The following is an 18998-nucleotide window of genomic DNA, read 5'->3' as shown; positions in this document are numbered from 1 at the left end:
TTGAAAGGTGACATTATGCTTCGTTTCTTACTACTCGCTGTGGCAATTGGCATCAGCGGTTTGGCCCATGCGCAGACAGCCCCATCCGCGTCAGACATCGCGTCTTACACAGGTTTGCATCTTGCCGCCCATGAGGGCGACGTGGATGAGATAGACCGTTTGATTGCTGCGGGAGCCGATGTGGACATCCGGGATCGGTCTCAGCGCACTCCCGCGCATGTCGCGGCCTTTGCATCACACGATGATGCGCTCACAGCACTGGCAAACGGTGGAGCGGATATGAATGCCTTGGAAAACCGCGTTTATGATGTGCTGACAATCGCCGCCGTCGCGAATGATCCCGAAATGGTGTCACTGGCAATGGAACTTGGGAACGCGCCAGACTTGATCACGAGCGTTTATGACGGCACCGCCTTGATCGCTGCGGCCCATCTTGGGCACCACGATGTTGTTGCGCGCCTGGTGTCTGGTGGCGCACCGCTGGATCATATCAACAATCTGGCGTGGACAGCTTTGATAGAGGCTGTCGTATTGGGCGACGGCGGCCCTGACCATATCAAGACGGTGCAAATTCTCGTTGATGCAGGGGCAGACAAATCCATCGGAGATCGCGATGGGGTCACGCCGCTGCAACACGCCACGTCACGCGGCTACGCCAGAATGGTCGAACTCCTGAAATAGGCGGTATAACGGTGATGACACCAAAATGTATTATTTTGGAAAGTTGCCATGTCATCTAATGTCGTTACACCCTTGCTTTTGACGTCTTTGATGCATCAGCGAAAGGAGGCTGTCGAATCTGGTCGTCGCGCGACTAAGGTCTGGCGAGAGCCCATTTTGCCAAGCTGGGCGGAAATGGTGAAGATGGGCGTGATAGCCAAATCTGAGACCAACCTTGGGGCGCGACAACAATTGCGAACAGTCCAGATCAACGGTCAATGGAGTTAAGATATTCGCCAATGACTTCTTCCCAAAGGTTTGGCTGGGTGGTCACCCAATGTCCTTTGCCATAGCCCGGCACTTCGACGATCAGGAGTTCACTATTCGCCCCTTCCATTTCCATTTCTGCGAGGTTCGATCTGGAATGGTCAATGCTATAGAAAGCGTCTTCTTCACCGTAAATCGAAAGGACTGGGCCGTCGAATAATCCAATTCGCCGAAACAGCGGCCGGTTGATTGGGGCGTCGCAGCACCCCTCACTGACCCATCCTCCAACAAAGTTGATAACCCCAGCGGCTTCGTCAGGGCTTTGCCCTGCTTGCATAATTGCAACCACGCCTCCCCGTGACACGCCACCCAGAAGTGTTTCGCCTGATTGAACCATTGGAAGTTGTTTCAAGGCCGCCAAAGCTGCATTTGCATCCTCAAGCGCTCTCTCGGCGCCCGCGATGGAGATGGCGGCATCTGACGAATATCCTTGCGAACGATCCGTCGCAAACCCTTCATCGTACAGCCCATCAGATCCGCCCCGACCGCGTCTTTGTGGAAAGGCCGCGATCCAACCATTTTCGTTTAAGATGTCGGCGAGCCAATCGTTGGTCCAAATGTTTTTGAACCATGTGGGTTGTTTTCCAGTGCCCGTTGATCCGTGATGAATCAGAGCGAGCGGAAATGGCCCATCCCCACTCGGGCTGTAAATCACCACTGAAAGCCCGATTTTCTGTTTGTCCTCGACAAGATCGGTTTCCAGTCGTTCCAGATCGCCAACCGAGAACCAATCTTCGTTTGGAGAGGACAGCATCGCCGGAATGTCCTGTCGCTTCAGGATCGCAAATCGCTCATTGTCGCCGTAGACGCCACGCATTCGACCCGTGGCTGAAATGGAATACCGAACCGGAAAACGCTCATCCGTAAATACTAACTCGTCACCATTGATTTTTGCCTCTAACCGGAGCCAATTACCTCTACCATTATGTTCGCTACTCGCCGCGTATATGACATCTGCAACGCCGTTCGCTTTGACGCGTTCAACGATCAAAATGTGGTTTCGCCAGTTGTCCCATTTTCCGCCCCAAGCACCCAAGAACGGTGACTCCGCGTCTTGCGGCACGACTGCGTCTTGCGGCAATGGCACATTTCCAATGAGGACCGAGCTTTGAGCGCTGACGCCAAATGGTGAGAAAATCAATACAGCAATCGTTAGTGCCGCCAGAAAGACATTCATCAAATCCCTCCCGGATCGCGTAGCTCACGGATCACGAATTCCCGTTTGCTACCGTCACATCTTAGTTGACCTTGATCTGACCTTTCATCTTGGGGTGGATTTTGCAGAAATAGCCGAACGATCCGGACGAAGCGAAAGTCACCGTGTTTTGCGCGCTCCGCGCCAATCGACCAGTGTCGAAGGCACCATTTTTGTGTGTGGCAGTATGAGGCGCACCGTCTTTGTTTACGAAAGTGACGCGGTCGCCAGCGGCGATGGTCAGGTTGGCGGGTTGGAAGGCGAACCCACTGATTGTGACAACATGGTCAGCCGCATTTGCAATGGTTGTCGAAGCCAACAGGGCGCCAGCAATTAGAAGTGATCTAAAAGTCATGTCAAAATCCTTTGATGAATTGTGCCAACACTACGCCAGCTGCAAAACTAAAAGCGAGGCGAGTGCTTCAATAGCACTACGCCTGAGCGTCAAAGAGTATTCTCACGTCTGCAAAAAAGGTAGGAATTTCTTTGAGGATTCGCGCGGATGGGCCGCTAGGTCGGCTTTTTCCCATCTCGGTATCCGGAGGGATCTGGCGCTAACGGCAGCTTTTGTCCGCAATGCGGACAATTGCCCTAAACTCGGACTTGAGCGGCAGCCGGCAAATGTGACGGCTGCCGAAACGGCTTTAGAAGCCGGCTTTGATGCGTTCAAATTCCTTGATCATCATTTCGCGCAAGGCGATGTCCATCGGCAGTTGCTCCAACTGCGGCGCGCTGATCTGGTTCAGACCCACGCCGGTCAGGGTTTCCTCGTCAAAGCTGCCCATTGCGGTGGTGTTGGAGTGGCCGTAGCCCCATTCATTGACGATGTAATCGGCGGTCTCCTGGCTCAACCAGCTTTCTACGAACTCATGCGCCTTGTCTTCGGAGCCGGGACCGTCTTTGAGGTTCACGTAACCACAGAACCACGCGGAGGAGCCTTCTTTGGCCTCCCGCTCGAACCCGATATTGTAGCCGTCGCCGACCATTTGCACGGGTGTTTCGTTCCACGCCCATGACACGAGCACTTCACCCGTCGCCATCAACTGAGCCAGTTCCGCGCCGTCGGCCCAATAGGCGCGCGCGTTGGCGTGGGCTTTGCGCAACCAGTCGGAGGCTTTTTTGAAGTCCTCTTCGGTGGCTTTGGTCCAGTCGGAGGTGCCGGTGGCCAGATAGGCCAGCGCATAAGCGTCCTCGACATTGTCTGGCAAGGAGATACGGCCCGCCATTTCGGGGTCGAGGAAGATTTCCAGTGATGTCACCTGTTCGGGTGTGACTTTGTCCGCGTTATACGCAATGCCGGTCATGCCCAAATCGGTCGGGATGAAGTAGACCTCGCCGTCGCGCACGAAGGTCGGGTCGGAGCGGTAGGTTTCCGCCAGTGTTGCGTAGCTGGGGATTTTGGAGATGTCCCAAGGCTCGATCAAATCCGCCTGAGCCCATTTTTCGATGGACTGGGAGCAGGGATGCGCCACGTCGGCCTTGAAACCGGAGCGCAGCTTCTGGAACGCTTCTTCTTCTTCGCCGAAGAACGCATAGGTCGGGCCGGAGCCGTGCTTTTCAGCGTATTTGACGAAGAACCCGTCTTCCTCAAAACCGGACCAGTCAAAGACCAGAAGGTCAGGATCAGCCGCGAAAGCTGTAGTTGTAGCCAAGGTGAGGGCAGCAGTGCCCAGCAGTTTGGTCAAGCGGTTCATTTATAAAGTCTCCCAGATGGATAAAGGCGATACTGGGGGCGGAGCGTAGGGGAGCAACCTTATTGCGGCAAGCAATAAACTGTGTCGTTTAACGATGTGCGCGGGCGTCCAGCACATCTTTGGCCAGCGAGATTGTGTAGGCTTCCAACTCGGTCAGGGCGTCGTCGGCATTGGCGGCGTTCTGGGCTTCCAGCGCATCGGCGATTTGCCCGTGCAGGGCGACGATCTTTTCGCGAGACCGCGCCGTGAAGGTGATCATATTCATCAACGGTTGCATCGCCTCGACGGCCCCTGCCAGTTGGTACGACATCACAGGGTTTTGCGCCCCGTCGACCAGCGCACGGTGGAAGGCGACGTCGGAGGCGCAAAAGGCCTCGTCGCTGAGGCCGGGCTGGGACTGGCGGAACATCTCGGCCCGCATGGTGGCCAGATGATCGGGGCTACGCCGCTCTGCGGACAGACGGGTGCAGGCGCGTTCTAGCGCGAAGCGGGCCTCGCAGGCGGTGGCGATGGACACCTCGTTCATCGACAACAATAGCGTCGAGGTGGTGATCTGCTGGTCATAAGCGTCGGGGTATTTCAAATGGTTCACGAAAGCACCGCCCGTTGCCCCGCGTTGCGTACGGATCAGGGCTTGGGCCGCCAGCCGTTTCAGCGCCTCGCGCACGGTGGGGCGGGAGACCTTGAATTGCTCCGACAACTCCGCCTCAGACGGCAGGCGGGCGTCTACGATCAGGTCACCGGCGATGATGGCGTCGCGGATGGAGGCCGCGATCTGGGCGGACAGGTCGCCTTGTGGTGTCGAAGAATTTTTCATCGGTCTCGCATCAAAATCAATTGTCAGACATATAAAAATCTGACAATTTAAACTATCAGGTCATACGGGAGTCGCAACGCACATGTGGTCAGATCGGATCAGAGCAATGTCTGGCGCTCACTGGCTTTCGCTGTTCGGGCTGATCGTGCTGTCCTGGATCGCGCTTTATGCAATGTCGATTCCGCCGGAGCTGCGCCTGCTTGAGCAAGCATATGGCCGGGACTTTTGGGTGAGTCTGTGCACCATCACGCCCGACGCCGCTGGATATCTGCGCATGGTGCTGATGTGGTCGCTGATGTCGGCCGCGATGATGGCACCGACGGTATTACCCGCTTTGGCCACCTATGATGATTTGACCCATGTGAGTGATCGCGCGAATTTCGGCGCTTTGGTGTCTGGCTATCTTGTTGTCTGGTTCGGATTTTCGCTGGCTGCGGCGGGTCTGCAAATCGCCCTTTTTCAAGCGGGCTTGATCGGCGGTTTTGGCGGCAGCTTGTCGGCTGGGTTGTCGGGTGCATTGCTAATTTTGGCGGGATTTTACCAGTTCTCGACGCTGAAAGAAGCGTGCTTGAGCAAGTGCCGCCAGCCAATGACATTCTTCATGCAGCATTTCGACGAAGGTCCGTGGCGCAACGGATTGCGGCTGGGGCTGGTATGCCTCGGCTGCTGCTGGGCTTTGATGCTTTTGGCCTTTGTGGGCGGCGTGATGAGCGTGGCTTTCATGGGATTGGCGACCGTGATCATGGTGGTGGAAAAACTTCCTGATCTGGGTCGCTTCATTACGAAACCACTGGGGGGGCTTTTGCTGTTGGCAGGAGCGTGGACCCTCGTGACCGCGATTTAAGAGAAGGAAAGAACCATGGCTTTAGACGCGCAAGAACTTGGAACCGTTCCGTGGAACATCAAGGGCGAGCTTATTCTCAACTGTAACTGCACCGTGTTTTGCCCCTGCGTGGTCTCGCTGGGCAAACACCCCCCGACCGAGGGCTATTGCCAAGCATGGTTGGGCATTCGCATCGACGAGGGCCATTACGGCGACGAAGACCTGTCTGGGATGGCCGTGGGCATGTTGATGGATATTCCCGGCAATATGGGGCGCGGCAACTGGAAGGCGGCGGCGTATATTGACGACCAAGCCAGCGACGCGGCTTATGCGGGGCTGGAGGCGATCCTGTCGGGGGCCGCGAAAGGCACGACGGGCCTGTTCAGCATGTTGGTCGGGGAGTTTTTGGGGGCCGAGCGCGCGCCTGTGTCCTTCACCACCGAAGGCAATGTGCGCCGCCTGATGGTCGGCAAGAAAATCCAAGGCGAGGTTGTTCCGGTCGCGGGCAAGGACGGCGCGGATATGGTGATCACCAACACCGAATACTGGATGGGTAAAGACATCACCGTGGCCACGGCCAAACGCGGCAAGGTCCGTGCTTATGGTCGGGTTTGGGACTTCGATGGACGCTCTGCCGAGATTTGTCAGATCGACTGGGGAGGACCAGCACCAAAATGATCACGATTGAGTATTGCCGTGAAATGGCCCGCTACAACGCGTGGCAGAACCGCGGGCAGATGGAGATTTTCAAATCCATGAAGCCCGCGGAGTTGCGCAAGGATCGCAAGGCCTTCTTCGGGTCGATTTTTGCGACCGCCAACCATCTGCTTTGGGCCGATCAACTATGGATGTCACGCTTCGATGGCGGGCTGGGCCCAAAGAGCGGCGGCGCGGATAGCGTAAACCTACATGACGATTTGCAGCTGTTTCTGGATGACCGCCTGCGCACGGATGCGCGGATCGAGCGGTGGGCGAAAGGGCTGAACCAGATCGATTTGGTTGGGCCGCTGGCCTATTATTCTGCCATGTCAGATCGCGAGTTCAGCAAGCCGATGGCGTTGTGCGCGGTGCATTTCTTCAACCATCAGACCCACCATCGCGGGCAAATTCACGCGATGCTGACGGCGGCGGGGCACAGGCCATATGATACCGACCTTGTGCTCATGCCGGATGACGCCTGATGCCCGTCCTGCTTGCGATCTTGCTGGCCGTCGCCGGCTTTGTCTGGTGGAGTTGGGGACGCAGGCGGGCGGGGGATGAGGTTGCCTTCCGGCTCGACAAGCTGTTCCGGCGTAAGCCGTGCAAATGGCGGCCAACCGGCGACGGCAAGGGCGCGTTGCAGGAGTTTCGGTGCGAGACCTGCGGCGTGTCGGCCTATAGCCGCACCAGCCGTGGGCCGGTTGATTGCAAACGAAGTTTAAGGGGAGGGCTATAAGCATGGCCACGATTGCACCATCGCGCCGCGTGCGCCGGACGCCGTTCTCGGACGGGGTCGAGGCGGCGGGCGTCAAGGGCTACACCGTCTACAACCACATGCTGTTGCCGACGGTGTTCCGCTCGGTCGAGGAGGATTACCACCACCTGAAATCCGCCGTGCAGGTCTGGGACGTCGCTGTGGAGCGTCAGGTGGAACTACGCGGCCCTGACGCGGGACGTTTGATGCAAATGCTGACCCCGCGTGATTTGCGGGGGATGTTGCCGGGGATGTGCTACTACGTGCCTTTGGTTGATGGCACGGGCGGGATGCTCAACGATCCGGTAGCCTTGATGCTGTCTGATGATCGCTATTGGTTGTCGATTGCGGATAGTGATTTGTTGCTTTGGGTCAAAGGCTTGGCGCACGCTCTGTATCTCGATGTAATCGTAGATGAACCCGATGTCTCGCCATTGGCGATCCAAGGGCCGAAAGCCGATGAGCTAGCCGCGCGGGTTTTTGGCGACGGAGTTAAGGATCTGCGGTTCTTCCGCTACGGGTATTTCGAATTTCAGGGCCACATGATGCTGGTGGCGCGCTCGGGCTACTCCAAGCAGGGCGGCTTCGAGATTTATGTCGAAGGCACCGAGAAAGGCATGCCGCTGTGGAACGCGCTGATGGAGGCGGGGCGTGACTTGGATGTCTATGCAGGTTGTCCCAACCTGATCGAGCGGGTCGAGGGCGGCTTGCTGTCCTACGGCAACGACATGACACGCGACAACACCCCGCATGAATGCGGGCTGGGGCGGTTCTGCTCGACGCAAACCGCCATCGGCTGCGTTGGGCGCGATGCGCTGCTGCGTGTGGCAAAGGAAGGCCCGGTGAAACAAATCCGTGCCTTGAGCATTGAGGGAGATATACCGCCCTGTGACCGCCTGTGGATGGTCACAGCGAAGGGCAAGGTGATCGGGCAGGTAACCTCGGCCGCGAAAAGCCCTGACTTTGGCACCAATGTCGCCATCGGCATGGTGCGGATGACCCATTGGGATGACGGCACGCAGGTGCAGGTTGAAACGCAAGACGGGCCGCGCATCGCGACGGTCCACGAAGAATTCTGGATTTAGAAGGAGATAATTATGTTTAACGCATTGATCGTCGAGAAGGATGAAGAGGGCAAGACAAGTGCCTCTGTCCAAAGCATTTCCTTGGACCGACTGCCGGAAGGCGAGGTGACCGTTGCGGTGGAATATTCCACCGTGAACTACAAGGACGGGCTGTGCGTCGGTCCGGGCGGCGGCTTGGTGCGGAACTACCCGCATATTCCGGGCATCGACTTCGCAGGCACCGTGGAGGCGTCGGACGATGACCGTTACAAACCCGGCGACAAGGTGGTGCTGACCGGCTGGCGTGTGGGCGAGGCGCATTGGGGTGGCTACTCCCAAAAGGCGCGCGTGAAAGCCGATTGGCTGGTGCCGCTGCCTGATGGCTTGGACACACGACAGGCGATGGCGGTCGGCACGGCGGGCTTCACCGCGATGCTGGCTGTGATGGCGCTGGAGGATCACGGCATCAAAGACGGCCCTGTGCTGGTGACGGGGGCGGCTGGCGGTGTGGGGTCGGTCGCGACCGCAATTCTGGGCAATCTAGGCCACGAGGTTGCCGCTGTAACGGGACGGCCCGAGACGGCGGACTATCTGAAAAGCCTTGGTGCAACGCAGATCGTCGCTCGCGAAGAGATCAACGAGACCACCAAGCGGCCTTTGGAGGCCGAGATGTGGGGCGGGTGTGTCGACGCGGTGGGCGGCGAGATGCTGGCGCGGCTGCTGGGGCAGATGAAATACGGCGCGTCGGTCTCGGCTGTAGGGCTGGCAGGCGGGGCAGGGCTTCCGGCCACCGTCATCCCGTTCCTGTTGCGCGGCGTGAACCTGCTGGGCATCGACAGCGTGATGCAGCCCTATGACAACCGCCTGCGGGCGTGGCAGCGGATCGCGAAAGACCTGCCGATGGCTAAACTTGATGCCATGGTGCAGCCCGCGACGCTGGCCGATTTGCCCCAACTGGGCAAAGATATCCTGAAGGGTCAGGTCAAAGGCCGCGTCGTTGTTGACGTGAACGCCTGACAAATTCTGGCGGGGCGCATCGGTTGCGTTGCGGTCCGCCATCCTGTTACGGTTCTATGATGAGGTGGATGAGGTGGTCGGGCACTCGGCCCGCCGCTCATCAAAACTGACGGAGATTCCAGTGGTTTGCGCCTCGGCACAAGTTCCGGAAATCCAACTAAAACAGGAGGGACCTATGTTTCAAAAAATCATGGTGCCGATTGACTTGGCCCATAGTGAAAAAATGGGCAAGGCGCTGGTGACAGCCGCAGAGATTGCGCAAAGCCACAAGGCAGAACTTTGCTTTGTGGGGGTCACATCGAATACGCCCGGCAAGATCGCACATACACCGAAAGAATACGCGCAGAAGCTTGAAACCTTCGCGCAAGAGCAGGGCAAATCCCACGGGGTCGCTGCGTCGTCGCATGCGATGACCAGCCACGATCCGGCGGTTGATCTGGACAAGACGCTGCTGGCCGCTGTGGATGAAACGGGCTGTGACCTGGTCGTTATGGCCACGCACACACCGGGGTTTAGCGAGCATATTTGGGCATCGCACGGGGGGCATTTGGCCCAACACGCGAAAGCGTCCGTTTTCTTGGTGCGCTGATAGCAAAAAATAACACAGGGGGACCAGATAATGGTCGATGAAACTGAAAATGAAGGAATCCGCCCGCCGGATGGAGAGTCGGATCTGATTGATACGGATTACGAGATCGGGCAGGACAATGTGGAAGGCAATGTCGGGCCGTTCGGGTTTGACATCCACAACCCGGTGTTTGGCATTTCGGGCGTCGCCATCGTGGCGTTCGTGTTCTACACGCTGGCCTTGCCAGAGCAATCGGGGGCCTTGTTCACATGGCTCTTCGGGGCGGTGACGAAGGGCTTTGACTGGTTCTTCATCGGGGCCGCCAACATCTTCGTTTTGTTCTGCTTCTTGCTGATCGTGCTGCCCATGGGCAAAGTGCGGTTGGGTGGCAAGGACGCAGTTCCGGACTATTCCTACATTGGCTGGTTCGCGATGTTGTTCGCCGCCGGTATGGGCATCGGTCTGATGTTCTACGGCGTGTCGGAGCCGATGAGCCACTTCTCCAGCTCCTTCGGAGGCACCGCGTCCGAGGGCGGCGTGCGCACCGACTGGGCCCCGCTTGGCGCAGCTGGCGGCAATCAGGAAGAGGCCATTCGCCTTGGCATGGCAGCGACGATTTTCCACTGGGGCTTGCACCCATGGGCGATCTACGCGGTCGTGGCACTTAGCCTTGCGCTGTTCACCTATAACAAGGGTCTGCCTCTGACGATCCGCTCCGCGTTCTACCCGATCTTCGGGGATCGCGTCTGGGGCTGGACAGGCCATATCATCGACACGCTGGCGGTGTTTGCCACGCTGTTCGGTCTGGCGACCTCGCTGGGCTTTGGCGCGACGCAGGCCAATGCGGGGCTGAACGAATTGTTCGGCGTGCCGATCAGCGGCAGCACGCAAGTGATCCTGATTTCCGTCATCACGGCGATTGCGCTGATCTCTGTTGTGCGTGGTCTGGACGGCGGGGTGAAGATCCTGTCCGAGATCAACATGGGGCTGGCCTTCCTGCTGCTCCTGTTCGTGCTGATCGTCGGGCCGACCGTTGCCATCCTGACCGGCTTTGCCGACAGCCTGCTGGCTTATGTCCAGTATCTGCCGGCGCTGTCTAATCCGGTAGGCCGTGAGGACGTGAACTTCAGCCAAGGCTGGACCGCGTTCTACTGGGCGTGGTGGATCAGCTGGTCACCTTTCGTCGGCATGTTCATTGCCCGCGTCAGCCGTGGCCGGACCGTGCGCGAGTTCGTGATCTGCGTTCTGCTGATCCCGAGCCTCGTTTGCGTGCTGTGGATGAGCGTCTTTGGTGGCACAGCCATCCATCAGGTTGTGGCCGACGGCTACACCGCTGCACAGGACGCACCACTTGAGCTGAAACTGTTCAAGATGCTGGACGAGTTGCCGCTGACCCAGATTACCTCGCTGATCGGGATCGTACTGGTCATCGTGTTCTTCGTCACCTCGTCGGATTCCGGCAGCCTTGTGATCGACACGATCACGGCAGGTGGCAAGATCGACGCGCCAGTACCGCAGCGTGTGTTCTGGTGCATCTTCGAGGGGGCGGTGGCGATTGTGCTGCTGTTGTCCGTCGGGGGATTGAAGTCGCTTCAAAGCATGGTGATCTCGACCGGACTTCCGTTCACGGTGGTCTTGCTTATGATGTGCTGGGCGATCTTCAAAGGGCTTCAAACCGAAGAGCGCTAGACTTCATCGCGACACAAACGAAAAACGGCGCCCCAATCGGGGCGCCGTTTCTTTTTGTAGAAGGGAAGGTTGCCTATTCGGCAGGTTGCCCTTCCGCCGCGAACTTGTCGCGCTTGCCGTCACGATACAGCGCCTTGGTCAGGGCGATCATCATCAGCCCCATGACCATGGTGAACGGAAGCGCCCCGATAATCATCGCGTTGCGCAGCGCGTCCATCGGGTTGTTGTCCCCCGCAGCAAGCAGCAGCGTGCCGATCACCAAGGTCAGGATGATGCCCCAAACGATGCGGTGCTTGACGCCGGTTTCCTGCTCTCCGCCGGACATGATGGTGTTCATCACCAGAATGCCCGAGTCTGCGGAGGTCACGAGGAAGGTCATGATCAGCACCACACACATGATGGTGATGGCCGACAGGAACCCGCCGGAGATCATCTCGCCCAGTGTCACGAACAACTTGGCGGTGTTGGACGCGCCGATGATGGCGCCTTCTGCGCCGCCGGTCAGCTCTAGGTCGATGGCCGTGCCACCAAGGATGGTCATCCATGCAAAGCACACCAGCGACGGCGCAATCACGCAACCGATGATGAACTCACGCACAGAGCGACCCTTGGAGATACGCGCAAGGAACAAACCCACGAACGGCGAGAATGCGATCCACCAAGCCCAGTAGAAAGTTGACCAACCGGACTGCCAGCCGAACTGACGGCCTTGGTTGCCTGCCTCGTAGGCTGCGGCCAGAACGTCGTCTGGCAGCGCTGCTGCGGCGCCTTCAAGTCCAGATTTGAAGCCATCGAATGAGCCCCAGGCGCTGGTGGCACCTGCCATCAGATCACCCGCCAGTGGTTTGGCGGCTTCTGGCAATGCAGCCGCAAATGCGTCTGCAGATTGTGGACCGTATGCGCCAAAGGACAGCTGCACGAAGTTCAGGATGTAGTCGATGAACGCTGAGCCATAGGTCGACAGGGCGAAGGTGAACGACCCGAAGATGATGAAGACCAGCAGCAGGATCAGCGACAGCACGAGGTTCAGGTTAGAAAGATACTTAACCCCTTTGCCGACACCCGACACCGCCGAGATGATTGACATCGTCATGATCACCACAAGGCCGGCCACAAGGCCAACTTTGCCCGGTGCAGGGGCGTCGCCCTCCATGTTCATCATCCACTCCATACCGGTGATTGCGTAGACCCCGTCGATGAATTGGCTGACACCGAACCCGATGGTCACCGACACACCAAGGATTGTCGCGACAACACCCAGCACGTCGACCACATGACCCAAGAAGCCATTCATAGCGCTGCCGAACAAGGGCGTCAGCGCCGCGCGGATCGTCAGTGGCATGTCGCGCGTGTAGGCGTAATAGGCCAAGCTGAGGCCGGTCACGACGTAGATCGCCCACGCGTGGAAGCCGTAATGCAGGAAGGTGTAGCGATACGCCGATTGCAGCGCCTCTTCCGAATTGGCTGGAACGTCACCCGCCAGCACGACAGGGTTGGAGCCCCAAAGGCCCAGCGGCTCGGCGGTTGCGAAGACCATCAGGCCCACACCGAGACCGGCCCCGAACATCATCGAGAACCACGAGAAGTTGGAGAACTCCGGCTTCTCGCCGGGGGTGCCCATGATGCGTCGGCCGGTGGATGGAATGATTGCGATGATCGCGAGGAAGAAGAAGAACAGCCCCGTGATGACGACATAGAAGGAGTTGAAGCTGGCGAGGATCGCGCTGTTCCAGCTGCTTAGCGTGCTGTTGGCGTAGCCCGGAAAGACCAATGCCCAAAGCACCAACGCGACCATGATCCCCTTGGAGATCAAAGCGATTGGAACGCTGTTTCCGTGATAAAACCCGCCATCAGCTGTATTGATGTCTAGGTCGGTGAAGGGTGGTTTAACACTCATATTTCCCTGTCCTTGTTGGGCGGGGCATGCTGTCCGTTATGTTTCGAAATTCTATGTGCCCCGTCTTCCCGTCCTCCTCGGACGGGTCATGGGCGGAGCCTAGGCGGGCGGCAGAATGTCGCAACGTCTGAAAGCGATGCGATTCTGCCTGTTGGCGACAGATTGGGCGCTTGCGTGGCGAAAACCGACGGGCCAAGATCATCGTATGAAACTTGATATTGAATTTGTGCGGGCGCAATTCCCGGCTTTCGACGCGGCCCCTTTGAAGGGGCAGGCCTTCTTTGAAAACGCCGGTGGGTCCTATACCTGTCGTCCTGTGATCGACAGGCTTAACCGCTTCTATACCGAGCGCAAAGTGCAGCCCTACGCGCCTTACGAGGCTTCGACCCTTGGCGGTGCAGAGATGGACGAGGCGCGGGTGCGGTTGTCCGCGATCCTTGGGGTGGACACGGACGAGCTGTCCTTCGGGCCGTCGACCACACAAAACACCTATGTTCTATCGCAAGCCTTCGCGCAGTGGATGAAACCGGGCGACGCGATCATCGTGACCAATCAGGACCACGAGGCCAATTCCGGCCCGTGGCGGCGGTTGGCTGATCGCGGGTTCGAGGTGCGCGAGTGGAAGATCAACCCCGAGTCCGGTCATTTGGACCCTGCCGATCTGGCGAACCTGCTGGACGACAAGGTGCGCTTGGTGGCCTTCCCGCATTGCTCCAACGTGGTGGGGGAGATCAACGACGTCGCCGCCATCTGCGCCCAAGTGCGTGAAGCCGAGGCGGTGGCCTGCGTCGACGGCGTGTCCTACGCGCCGCACGGGTTACCGGATGTGGACAAGCTGGGGGCGGATATCTACCTGTTCTCGGCCTATAAAACCTACGGCCCCCATCAGGGGATCATGGTGATCCGTCGGGATATAGGAATGAAGTTGCCGAACCAAGGTCACCATTTCAACGGTGGCACACTTTACCAGCGGTTCACCCCTGCGGGGCCGGACCACGCACAGGTCGCGGCCAGCGCGGGCATGGCGGATTATATCGACGCATTATACGACCACCATATCGGCGGTGATGCGGCCCCTGCGGCCAAAGGCGCTGTGGTGCATGACCTGATGCAGGCGCACGAGCGTGAGGTGTTGCAGCCCTTGCTGGACTACGCCTCGGCCAAGAACTCGGTGCGGTTGATCGGGCCGGACAAGGCGGCCTCACGCGCACCGACCGTGGCACTTGCCTTGCAAGCGAACGCAGAGGAGGCTGCGGCGCAACTGGCACCGCACGGTATCATGGCAGGCGGCGGTGATTTCTACGCAGGCCGCGCGCTGGAGGCGATGGGCGTCGACATGGACCGCGGCGTGCTGCGGCTGTCATTTGTGCATTATACTTCGAAGGCAGAGGTTGACCGGCTGATAGACGCCCTAGATCAGGTTTTATGAGTGATACACCAATTCTGTTCTGGTTCCGCCGCGACCTGCGGTTGGGCGACCATGAAGGCCTGAGTGCGGCGGCCAAGACCGGCCGCCCCGTAATTCCCGTTTTCATCCATGACGAGGTTGTCGAGACCCACGGCGCCGCGCCCAAATGGCGGCTGGGGCTGGGGGTGGAACACTTTGCAGGGACGCTGGAGGGCATCGGCTCCAAACTGATCTTGCGGCGCGGTAAGGCACTCGACGTGCTGCGTGATCTTGTGAAGGAAACAGGGGCAGGGGCCGTGTGGTGGTCTCGGGCCTATGATCCTGACGCGATTGCGCGGGACAAAGGCGTGAAGGAAGCCCTGAAAGACGACGGCATCGACGCGCAAAGCTTCAAAGGGCATGTGCTGTTCGAGCCGTGGACCGTGGAAACCAAAACCGGCGGGTTTTATCGGGTCTTCAGCCCGATGTGGAAATCCGTGCGCGGATGGGACCTTGCAGCGGACATCTCGGCGGTGAGCGAACTATGCGCACCCGACCAGTGGCCCGCTTCGGACAAGATCGACGACTGGCAGATGGGGGCTGCGATGCAGCGCGGCGCGGATATCGTCGCCAAGCATGTGGCCGTGGGGGAAGAAGCCGCGTCCATCCGACTGGCCACTTTCATCCGCGATCGCATCGACGGATACAAGGACGCCCGCGACCAAATGGCGGAGCGCGGCACCTCGATGCTGTCGGAGAACCTGACCTATGGCGAGATTTCCCCTCGCCGTTGCTGGCACGCTGGCTGGCGGGCGGTGCATGAGGGCAAGTCAGGGGCGGAGACCTTCCTGAAAGAGCTGGTCTGGCGGGAATTTGCCTATCATCTGGCCTATCACACGCCACATATCATGGACAAAAACTGGCGCGAGGAATGGGATGCGTTTCCGTGGCGCGACGACGAACGCGCCGCCGATATCAAGGCTTGGAAACAGGGACGCACGGGCATCCAACTTGTCGATGCGGCCATGCGGGAGATGTATGTCACCGGTTATATGCACAATCGCGGGCGGATGATCGTGGCGTCTTATTTGACCAAGCACCTTATGACCCATTGGAAGGTGGGGCAGGCGTGGTTCGACGATTGCCTGATCGACTGGGATCCAGCTTCAAATGCAATGGGATGGCAGTGGTCGGCGGGCTCTGGCCCCGACGCGACGCCCTATTTCCGCGTGTTCAATCCCGCGACGCAGGCCGAGAAGTTCGACAATGATCGCAGCTACCGCGCGCGGTATCTGGGAGAGCTGTTCAAGGATCACGGCGCGGAGGCGGAGGATTACTTCAAGGCCATTCCGAAGTCGTGGAATATGGCGATCACTGACGACTATCCCAAGCCCGTTGTTGCGTTGGATGAGGGGCGGCAGCGTGCGCTGGACGCCTATCAGCAACGCAAGGGATAAGCACCGCTCAGCGCTCACGGAAAAATACGACCGCGTTGCTTTACTTGAGAAATTTCGCGCTATCTGTCAAAATTCACGAAATCGCTTGGTTTGGGAGGCTGGGCATGAATGTTCTGAGCGGCGATGCTTTGACGCAAGAGGTGCTTACGCACACACAGGGGCAACAGGGGTTGCCGCGCTATTTTCCGCAGGCTTTTGCCACGGCGCAAAAGATGCGGGCCGGGCGGCTGGATATGAAACTGCCCGATGGCCGCGTGTTTCGTGCCGAAGGGCGCGAGAAGGGCATTTGCGCCGAGATCGACATCCACAACAACGACCTGTTTGCCCGCCTGATCCGAGAGGGCGATCTGGGCTTCTGCGACGCCTATCTGGACGGCTGGTGGACCACGCCCGATTTGCAAGCGTTTATGGACCTGATGCATGCCGACAACGAGGAGGTCTATGACGGCTTCCCCGGCCTCGGGCTGGTGCGGGCCTATGAGAAAATGCGGTTCTGGATGCAGCGCAATTCACGCGAGCAGGCGCGTAAAAATATCAGTTACCACTATGATCTGGGCAATGAGTTTTACGCGCTCTGGCTTGATCCCTCCATGACCTACAGCTCGGCTTTGTTCAAAGGCGACGAGAGCCATGAGGAGGCGCAGCAGGCCAAATACGCCTCCATGCTGGAGCAGATGGGCGCGCAGACAGGTGACCATGTGCTGGAGATCGGCTGCGGCTGGGGCGGGTTTGCGGAACATGCCGCCCGCAAGGGGATCAGGGTCACAGGGCTGACGATCAGTCAGGAACAGCATGATTATGCTGTCGCGCGGATTGCGAAGGCTGGCCTCAGCGATCTGGTCGAGATCAAGATGCAGGATTACCGCGACGAACGCGGACAGTATGACGGGATTGCCAGCATCGAGATGTTCGAGGCGGTGGGCGAAAAATATTGGCCGGTCTATTTCGACGCGATCCGCGACCGCCTGAAGCCCGGCAAAAGTGCGACCTTGCAGATCATCACGGTCGAGGATCGCCGTTGGGAGGTTTACAATCGCCAAGTGGATTTCATTCAAAAATACATCTTTCCGGGCGGCATGTTGCCATGCCCGTCCGTGCTGCGCGCGCAGGTGGAGCGGGCGGGGCTGGAAGTCGTGCGCTCCATCGAGTTCGGGCAAAGTTACTCGAAAACCCTGCGTCTGTGGCACGACACGTTCAACGCCCGATGGGACGAGGTGGAAGCGTTGGGGTTTGACCAACGCTTTAGAAACATGTGGAATTTCTATCTGACCTCTTGCGCCGCTACGTTTTGGAGTGGAAACTGCGACGTGACGCAGATCACCATGAAAAAAACCGAGTAGTTTCTAATGACCACCACTGCCAAGATGCCCACCGCAGCCAAGCTTGTTGCCGGCTTCATTTTTGCTGTCACCGGTTTTTTTGTGGCTGAAATTGTTCACGCGACCCTTCCCGAAGGCCAGCCGGTGAAATGGTTGCTACCAGTTAGCATCCTCATCCCCATGACGATCGGGTGGCGTTTGATGGGGAAATTGGTGGGAAAAAACTACGGAGCCAGCATGAACAACGGTCTCTACGGCGTTGTTGTGTCTACAGTTTCTGTAACTTTCATCTTTGCGGTTGCGTTAATGATAAAGAAATCGCGCCGCCTTCAGTATGATGGTCCAATGGAAGCCTTGGTCGACGTGTTCGCGCTGATGTTGGAATATGGGTTGCTGTTGTTGAACCCGCTTGTGTTAGCGACGTTGGTTGGCGGCGGGTTTATTGGTGGACTTGCCTCCGAGTGGGCACATCGCAAGTTTGAATGACATCGTGACTACTTGCAATGCCGTGGACGATATCGTCCTGTTTGGCACCCTAAGAGACCCCGACCTTCTGGAAATAGTGCTGGGCGCTGTGGCAGATGCGCAACCCGTGTCACTGGCTGATCACCGCGTATTTGCGGCGGCGGGCGAGACGTTTCCACTGCTCTTTCGGTGTGAGGGGGCGCAAGCCGACGGGTTGTTGCTACAAAATCTGACCGGTGAGCAAATTGCGCGATTGGATTATTATGAGGCGCCCTATGGCTACGAGCTTGAGCCGATGGTTTTGGCAGATGGTCGGCGCGCGCAGGTCTACAGGCCGACAGACAATCAATACCGTAAGGGCGAAATTTGGGACCTGACGCATTGGCAAGCCACCCAAGGCCCGATGACGCGCGAGGCGGCGCATGAGATCATGGGATTGTTCGGAAAAACCTCGGTGGACGCGTTGATCCCTTTGCTGGGACCAATCCGCTCGCGGGCTCAGGCGCGGGTGAATGCGCGCACGGACGACATTCCCACCGATCTGCGGCAAGGCTTCTCTCGCGATGACGTTGTGTTGACCGCGCGGCGAAGACCGTATTCGCGGTTTTTTGCGTTGGACGAAATGGAGTTGCGCCACCCTCGTTTTGATGGCAGCGAGAATGTCGTGGAACGCGAGGTTTTCGTCTCCGTCGATGCCGTGGTGGTGCTACCTTACGATCCCGTGCGTGACACGGTCTTACTGATTGAGCAGTTCCGTCCCGCGCCCTTTGCCCGTGGTGATTTGCACCCGTGGTGTCTGGAAGCTATCGCAGGCCGTATCGACGGTGGCGAGACTCCGCAAGATGCAGCGCATCGCGAGGCCGAGGAAGAGGCGGGGTTACGGTTTTCCCGGTTGGTGAAGGCCGCGGATTACTATCCGTCTCCGGGGGCGTTGACGGAATATCTCTATTGCTACATTGGTTTGGCGGATCTGCCGGATGATGCAGCAGGGCTTGGCGGTTTGGCCTCCGAGGCGGAGGACATCCGGTCGGTAGTGGTCCCGTTTCAAATGCTCATGGATGCGGTGCGTAGCGGAGAAGTTCAAAACGGCCCGCTCTTGATTTGCGCCTACTGTCTGGAACGTGAACGCATGCAGCTTCGCGCGGAGGCAACACCTGCTTGAGTTC

General features: G+C 58.5%; 19 protein-coding genes. 14 read left to right on the top strand and 5 right to left on the bottom strand.

Annotated elements, in window-relative coordinates:
- Positions 1-15: 15 nt before the first annotated feature.
- Entirely contained in the window at positions 16-681 is a 666-nt protein-coding gene (locus BCF46_RS00790; protein ID WP_121020775.1) for an ankyrin repeat domain-containing protein, read from the top strand.
- Between the two features lie 247 nt (positions 682-928).
- Here the strand turns inward: BCF46_RS00790 and BCF46_RS00785 are convergent, their stop codons facing one another.
- The 4 genes from BCF46_RS00785 to BCF46_RS00770 form a co-directional block, all read right to left on the bottom strand.
- Complete coding sequence (locus BCF46_RS00785; RefSeq protein ID WP_121020773.1) at positions 929-2164, bottom strand: alpha/beta hydrolase family protein; 1236 nt, start codon at positions 2162-2164, stop codon at positions 929-931.
- Positions 2165-2225: 61 nt separating this feature from the next.
- The gene (locus tag BCF46_RS00780) at positions 2226-2537 is read right to left on the bottom strand and encodes a cupredoxin domain-containing protein (RefSeq protein WP_121020772.1); all 312 of its coding nucleotides are present in this window, start codon (positions 2535-2537) and stop codon (positions 2226-2228) included.
- Positions 2538-2826: 289 nt separating this feature from the next.
- Entirely contained in the window at positions 2827-3876 is a 1050-nt protein-coding gene (locus BCF46_RS00775; RefSeq protein ID WP_121020770.1) for an ABC transporter substrate-binding protein, read from the bottom strand.
- A gap of 88 nt (positions 3877-3964) precedes the next feature.
- Positions 3965-4693 carry a FadR/GntR family transcriptional regulator gene (locus BCF46_RS00770; protein ID WP_121020768.1) on the bottom strand — a complete coding sequence of 243 codons (729 nt, stop codon included), beginning with the start codon at positions 4691-4693 and terminating at the stop codon, positions 3965-3967.
- A 106-nt stretch (positions 4694-4799) separates the two neighbouring features.
- Between BCF46_RS00770 and BCF46_RS00765 the strand changes: the two genes are divergently transcribed.
- The 8 genes from BCF46_RS00765 (at position 4800) to BCF46_RS00730 (ending at position 11307) form a co-directional block, all read left to right on the top strand.
- Positions 4800-5537 (top strand): DUF2182 domain-containing protein, encoded by a 738-nt coding sequence (locus BCF46_RS00765; protein ID WP_121020766.1) that lies wholly within the window; start codon positions 4800-4802, stop codon positions 5535-5537.
- Between the two features lie 15 nt (positions 5538-5552).
- On the top strand, positions 5553-6194 hold the full coding sequence (locus BCF46_RS00760) for a DUF1326 domain-containing protein (RefSeq protein WP_073138896.1): 642 nt from the start codon (positions 5553-5555) through the stop codon (positions 6192-6194).
- Positions 6191-6697: a DinB family protein gene (locus tag BCF46_RS00755; protein WP_121020764.1), complete on the top strand. Its 507-nt coding sequence runs from the start codon at positions 6191-6193 to the stop codon at positions 6695-6697. The genes BCF46_RS00760 and BCF46_RS00755 overlap by 4 nt, the downstream gene beginning before the upstream one ends.
- Positions 6697-6951 carry a hypothetical protein gene (locus tag BCF46_RS00750; protein WP_121020762.1) on the top strand — a complete coding sequence of 85 codons (255 nt, stop codon included), beginning with the start codon at positions 6697-6699 and terminating at the stop codon, positions 6949-6951. Before BCF46_RS00755 ends, BCF46_RS00750 begins: the two co-directional genes overlap by 1 nt.
- 2 nt (positions 6952-6953) lie before the next feature.
- Positions 6954-8054, top strand: coding sequence for a dimethylsulfoniopropionate demethylase (locus tag BCF46_RS00745; RefSeq protein WP_121020760.1), 1101 nt, complete (start codon positions 6954-6956; stop codon positions 8052-8054).
- Between the two features lie 12 nt (positions 8055-8066).
- Complete coding sequence (gene acuI / locus BCF46_RS00740; protein WP_121020758.1) at positions 8067-9050, top strand: acryloyl-CoA reductase; 984 nt, start codon at positions 8067-8069, stop codon at positions 9048-9050.
- A 175-nt stretch (positions 9051-9225) separates the two neighbouring features.
- Positions 9226-9639 (top strand): universal stress protein, encoded by a 414-nt coding sequence (locus BCF46_RS00735; RefSeq protein ID WP_121020756.1) that lies wholly within the window; start codon positions 9226-9228, stop codon positions 9637-9639.
- Positions 9640-9669: 30 nt separating this feature from the next.
- The gene (locus tag BCF46_RS00730) at positions 9670-11307 is read left to right on the top strand and encodes a BCCT family transporter (RefSeq protein ID WP_121020754.1); all 1638 of its coding nucleotides are present in this window, start codon (positions 9670-9672) and stop codon (positions 11305-11307) included.
- A gap of 73 nt (positions 11308-11380) precedes the next feature.
- On the opposite strand, the gene BCF46_RS00725 is transcribed toward BCF46_RS00730, so the two are convergent.
- A complete protein-coding gene (locus BCF46_RS00725; RefSeq protein ID WP_121020752.1) occupies positions 11381-13204 on the bottom strand; it encodes a BCCT family transporter in 1824 nt (607 codons plus the stop codon).
- Between the two features lie 205 nt (positions 13205-13409).
- Here BCF46_RS00725 and BCF46_RS00720 point away from each other — a divergent pair, with 205 nt between their 5' ends.
- From BCF46_RS00720 to BCF46_RS00700, 5 genes are all read left to right on the top strand, one after another.
- Positions 13410-14633: an aminotransferase class V-fold PLP-dependent enzyme gene (locus BCF46_RS00720; RefSeq protein ID WP_121022207.1), complete on the top strand. Its 1224-nt coding sequence runs from the start codon at positions 13410-13412 to the stop codon at positions 14631-14633.
- Positions 14630-16048, top strand: coding sequence for a cryptochrome/photolyase family protein (locus BCF46_RS00715; RefSeq protein WP_121020750.1), 1419 nt, complete (start codon positions 14630-14632; stop codon positions 16046-16048). Before BCF46_RS00720 ends, BCF46_RS00715 begins: the two co-directional genes overlap by 4 nt.
- 104 nt (positions 16049-16152) lie before the next feature.
- Complete coding sequence (locus BCF46_RS00710) at positions 16153-17388, top strand: SAM-dependent methyltransferase (protein WP_121020748.1); 1236 nt, start codon at positions 16153-16155, stop codon at positions 17386-17388.
- A gap of 6 nt (positions 17389-17394) precedes the next feature.
- A complete protein-coding gene (locus tag BCF46_RS00705; protein WP_121020745.1) occupies positions 17395-17853 on the top strand; it encodes a TrgA family protein in 459 nt (152 codons plus the stop codon).
- 22 nt (positions 17854-17875) lie between these two features.
- Positions 17876-18994: an NUDIX domain-containing protein gene (locus BCF46_RS00700; RefSeq protein WP_170157825.1), complete on the top strand. Its 1119-nt coding sequence runs from the start codon at positions 17876-17878 to the stop codon at positions 18992-18994.
- The last annotated feature ends 4 nt before the right edge of the window (positions 18995-18998 follow it).

It is taken from the genome of Litoreibacter meonggei (genome assembly GCF_003663885.1).
GTDB lineage: Bacteria > Pseudomonadota > Alphaproteobacteria > Rhodobacterales > Rhodobacteraceae > Litoreibacter > Litoreibacter meonggei.
This window is presented reverse-complemented; position numbering and strand designations above follow the sequence as displayed.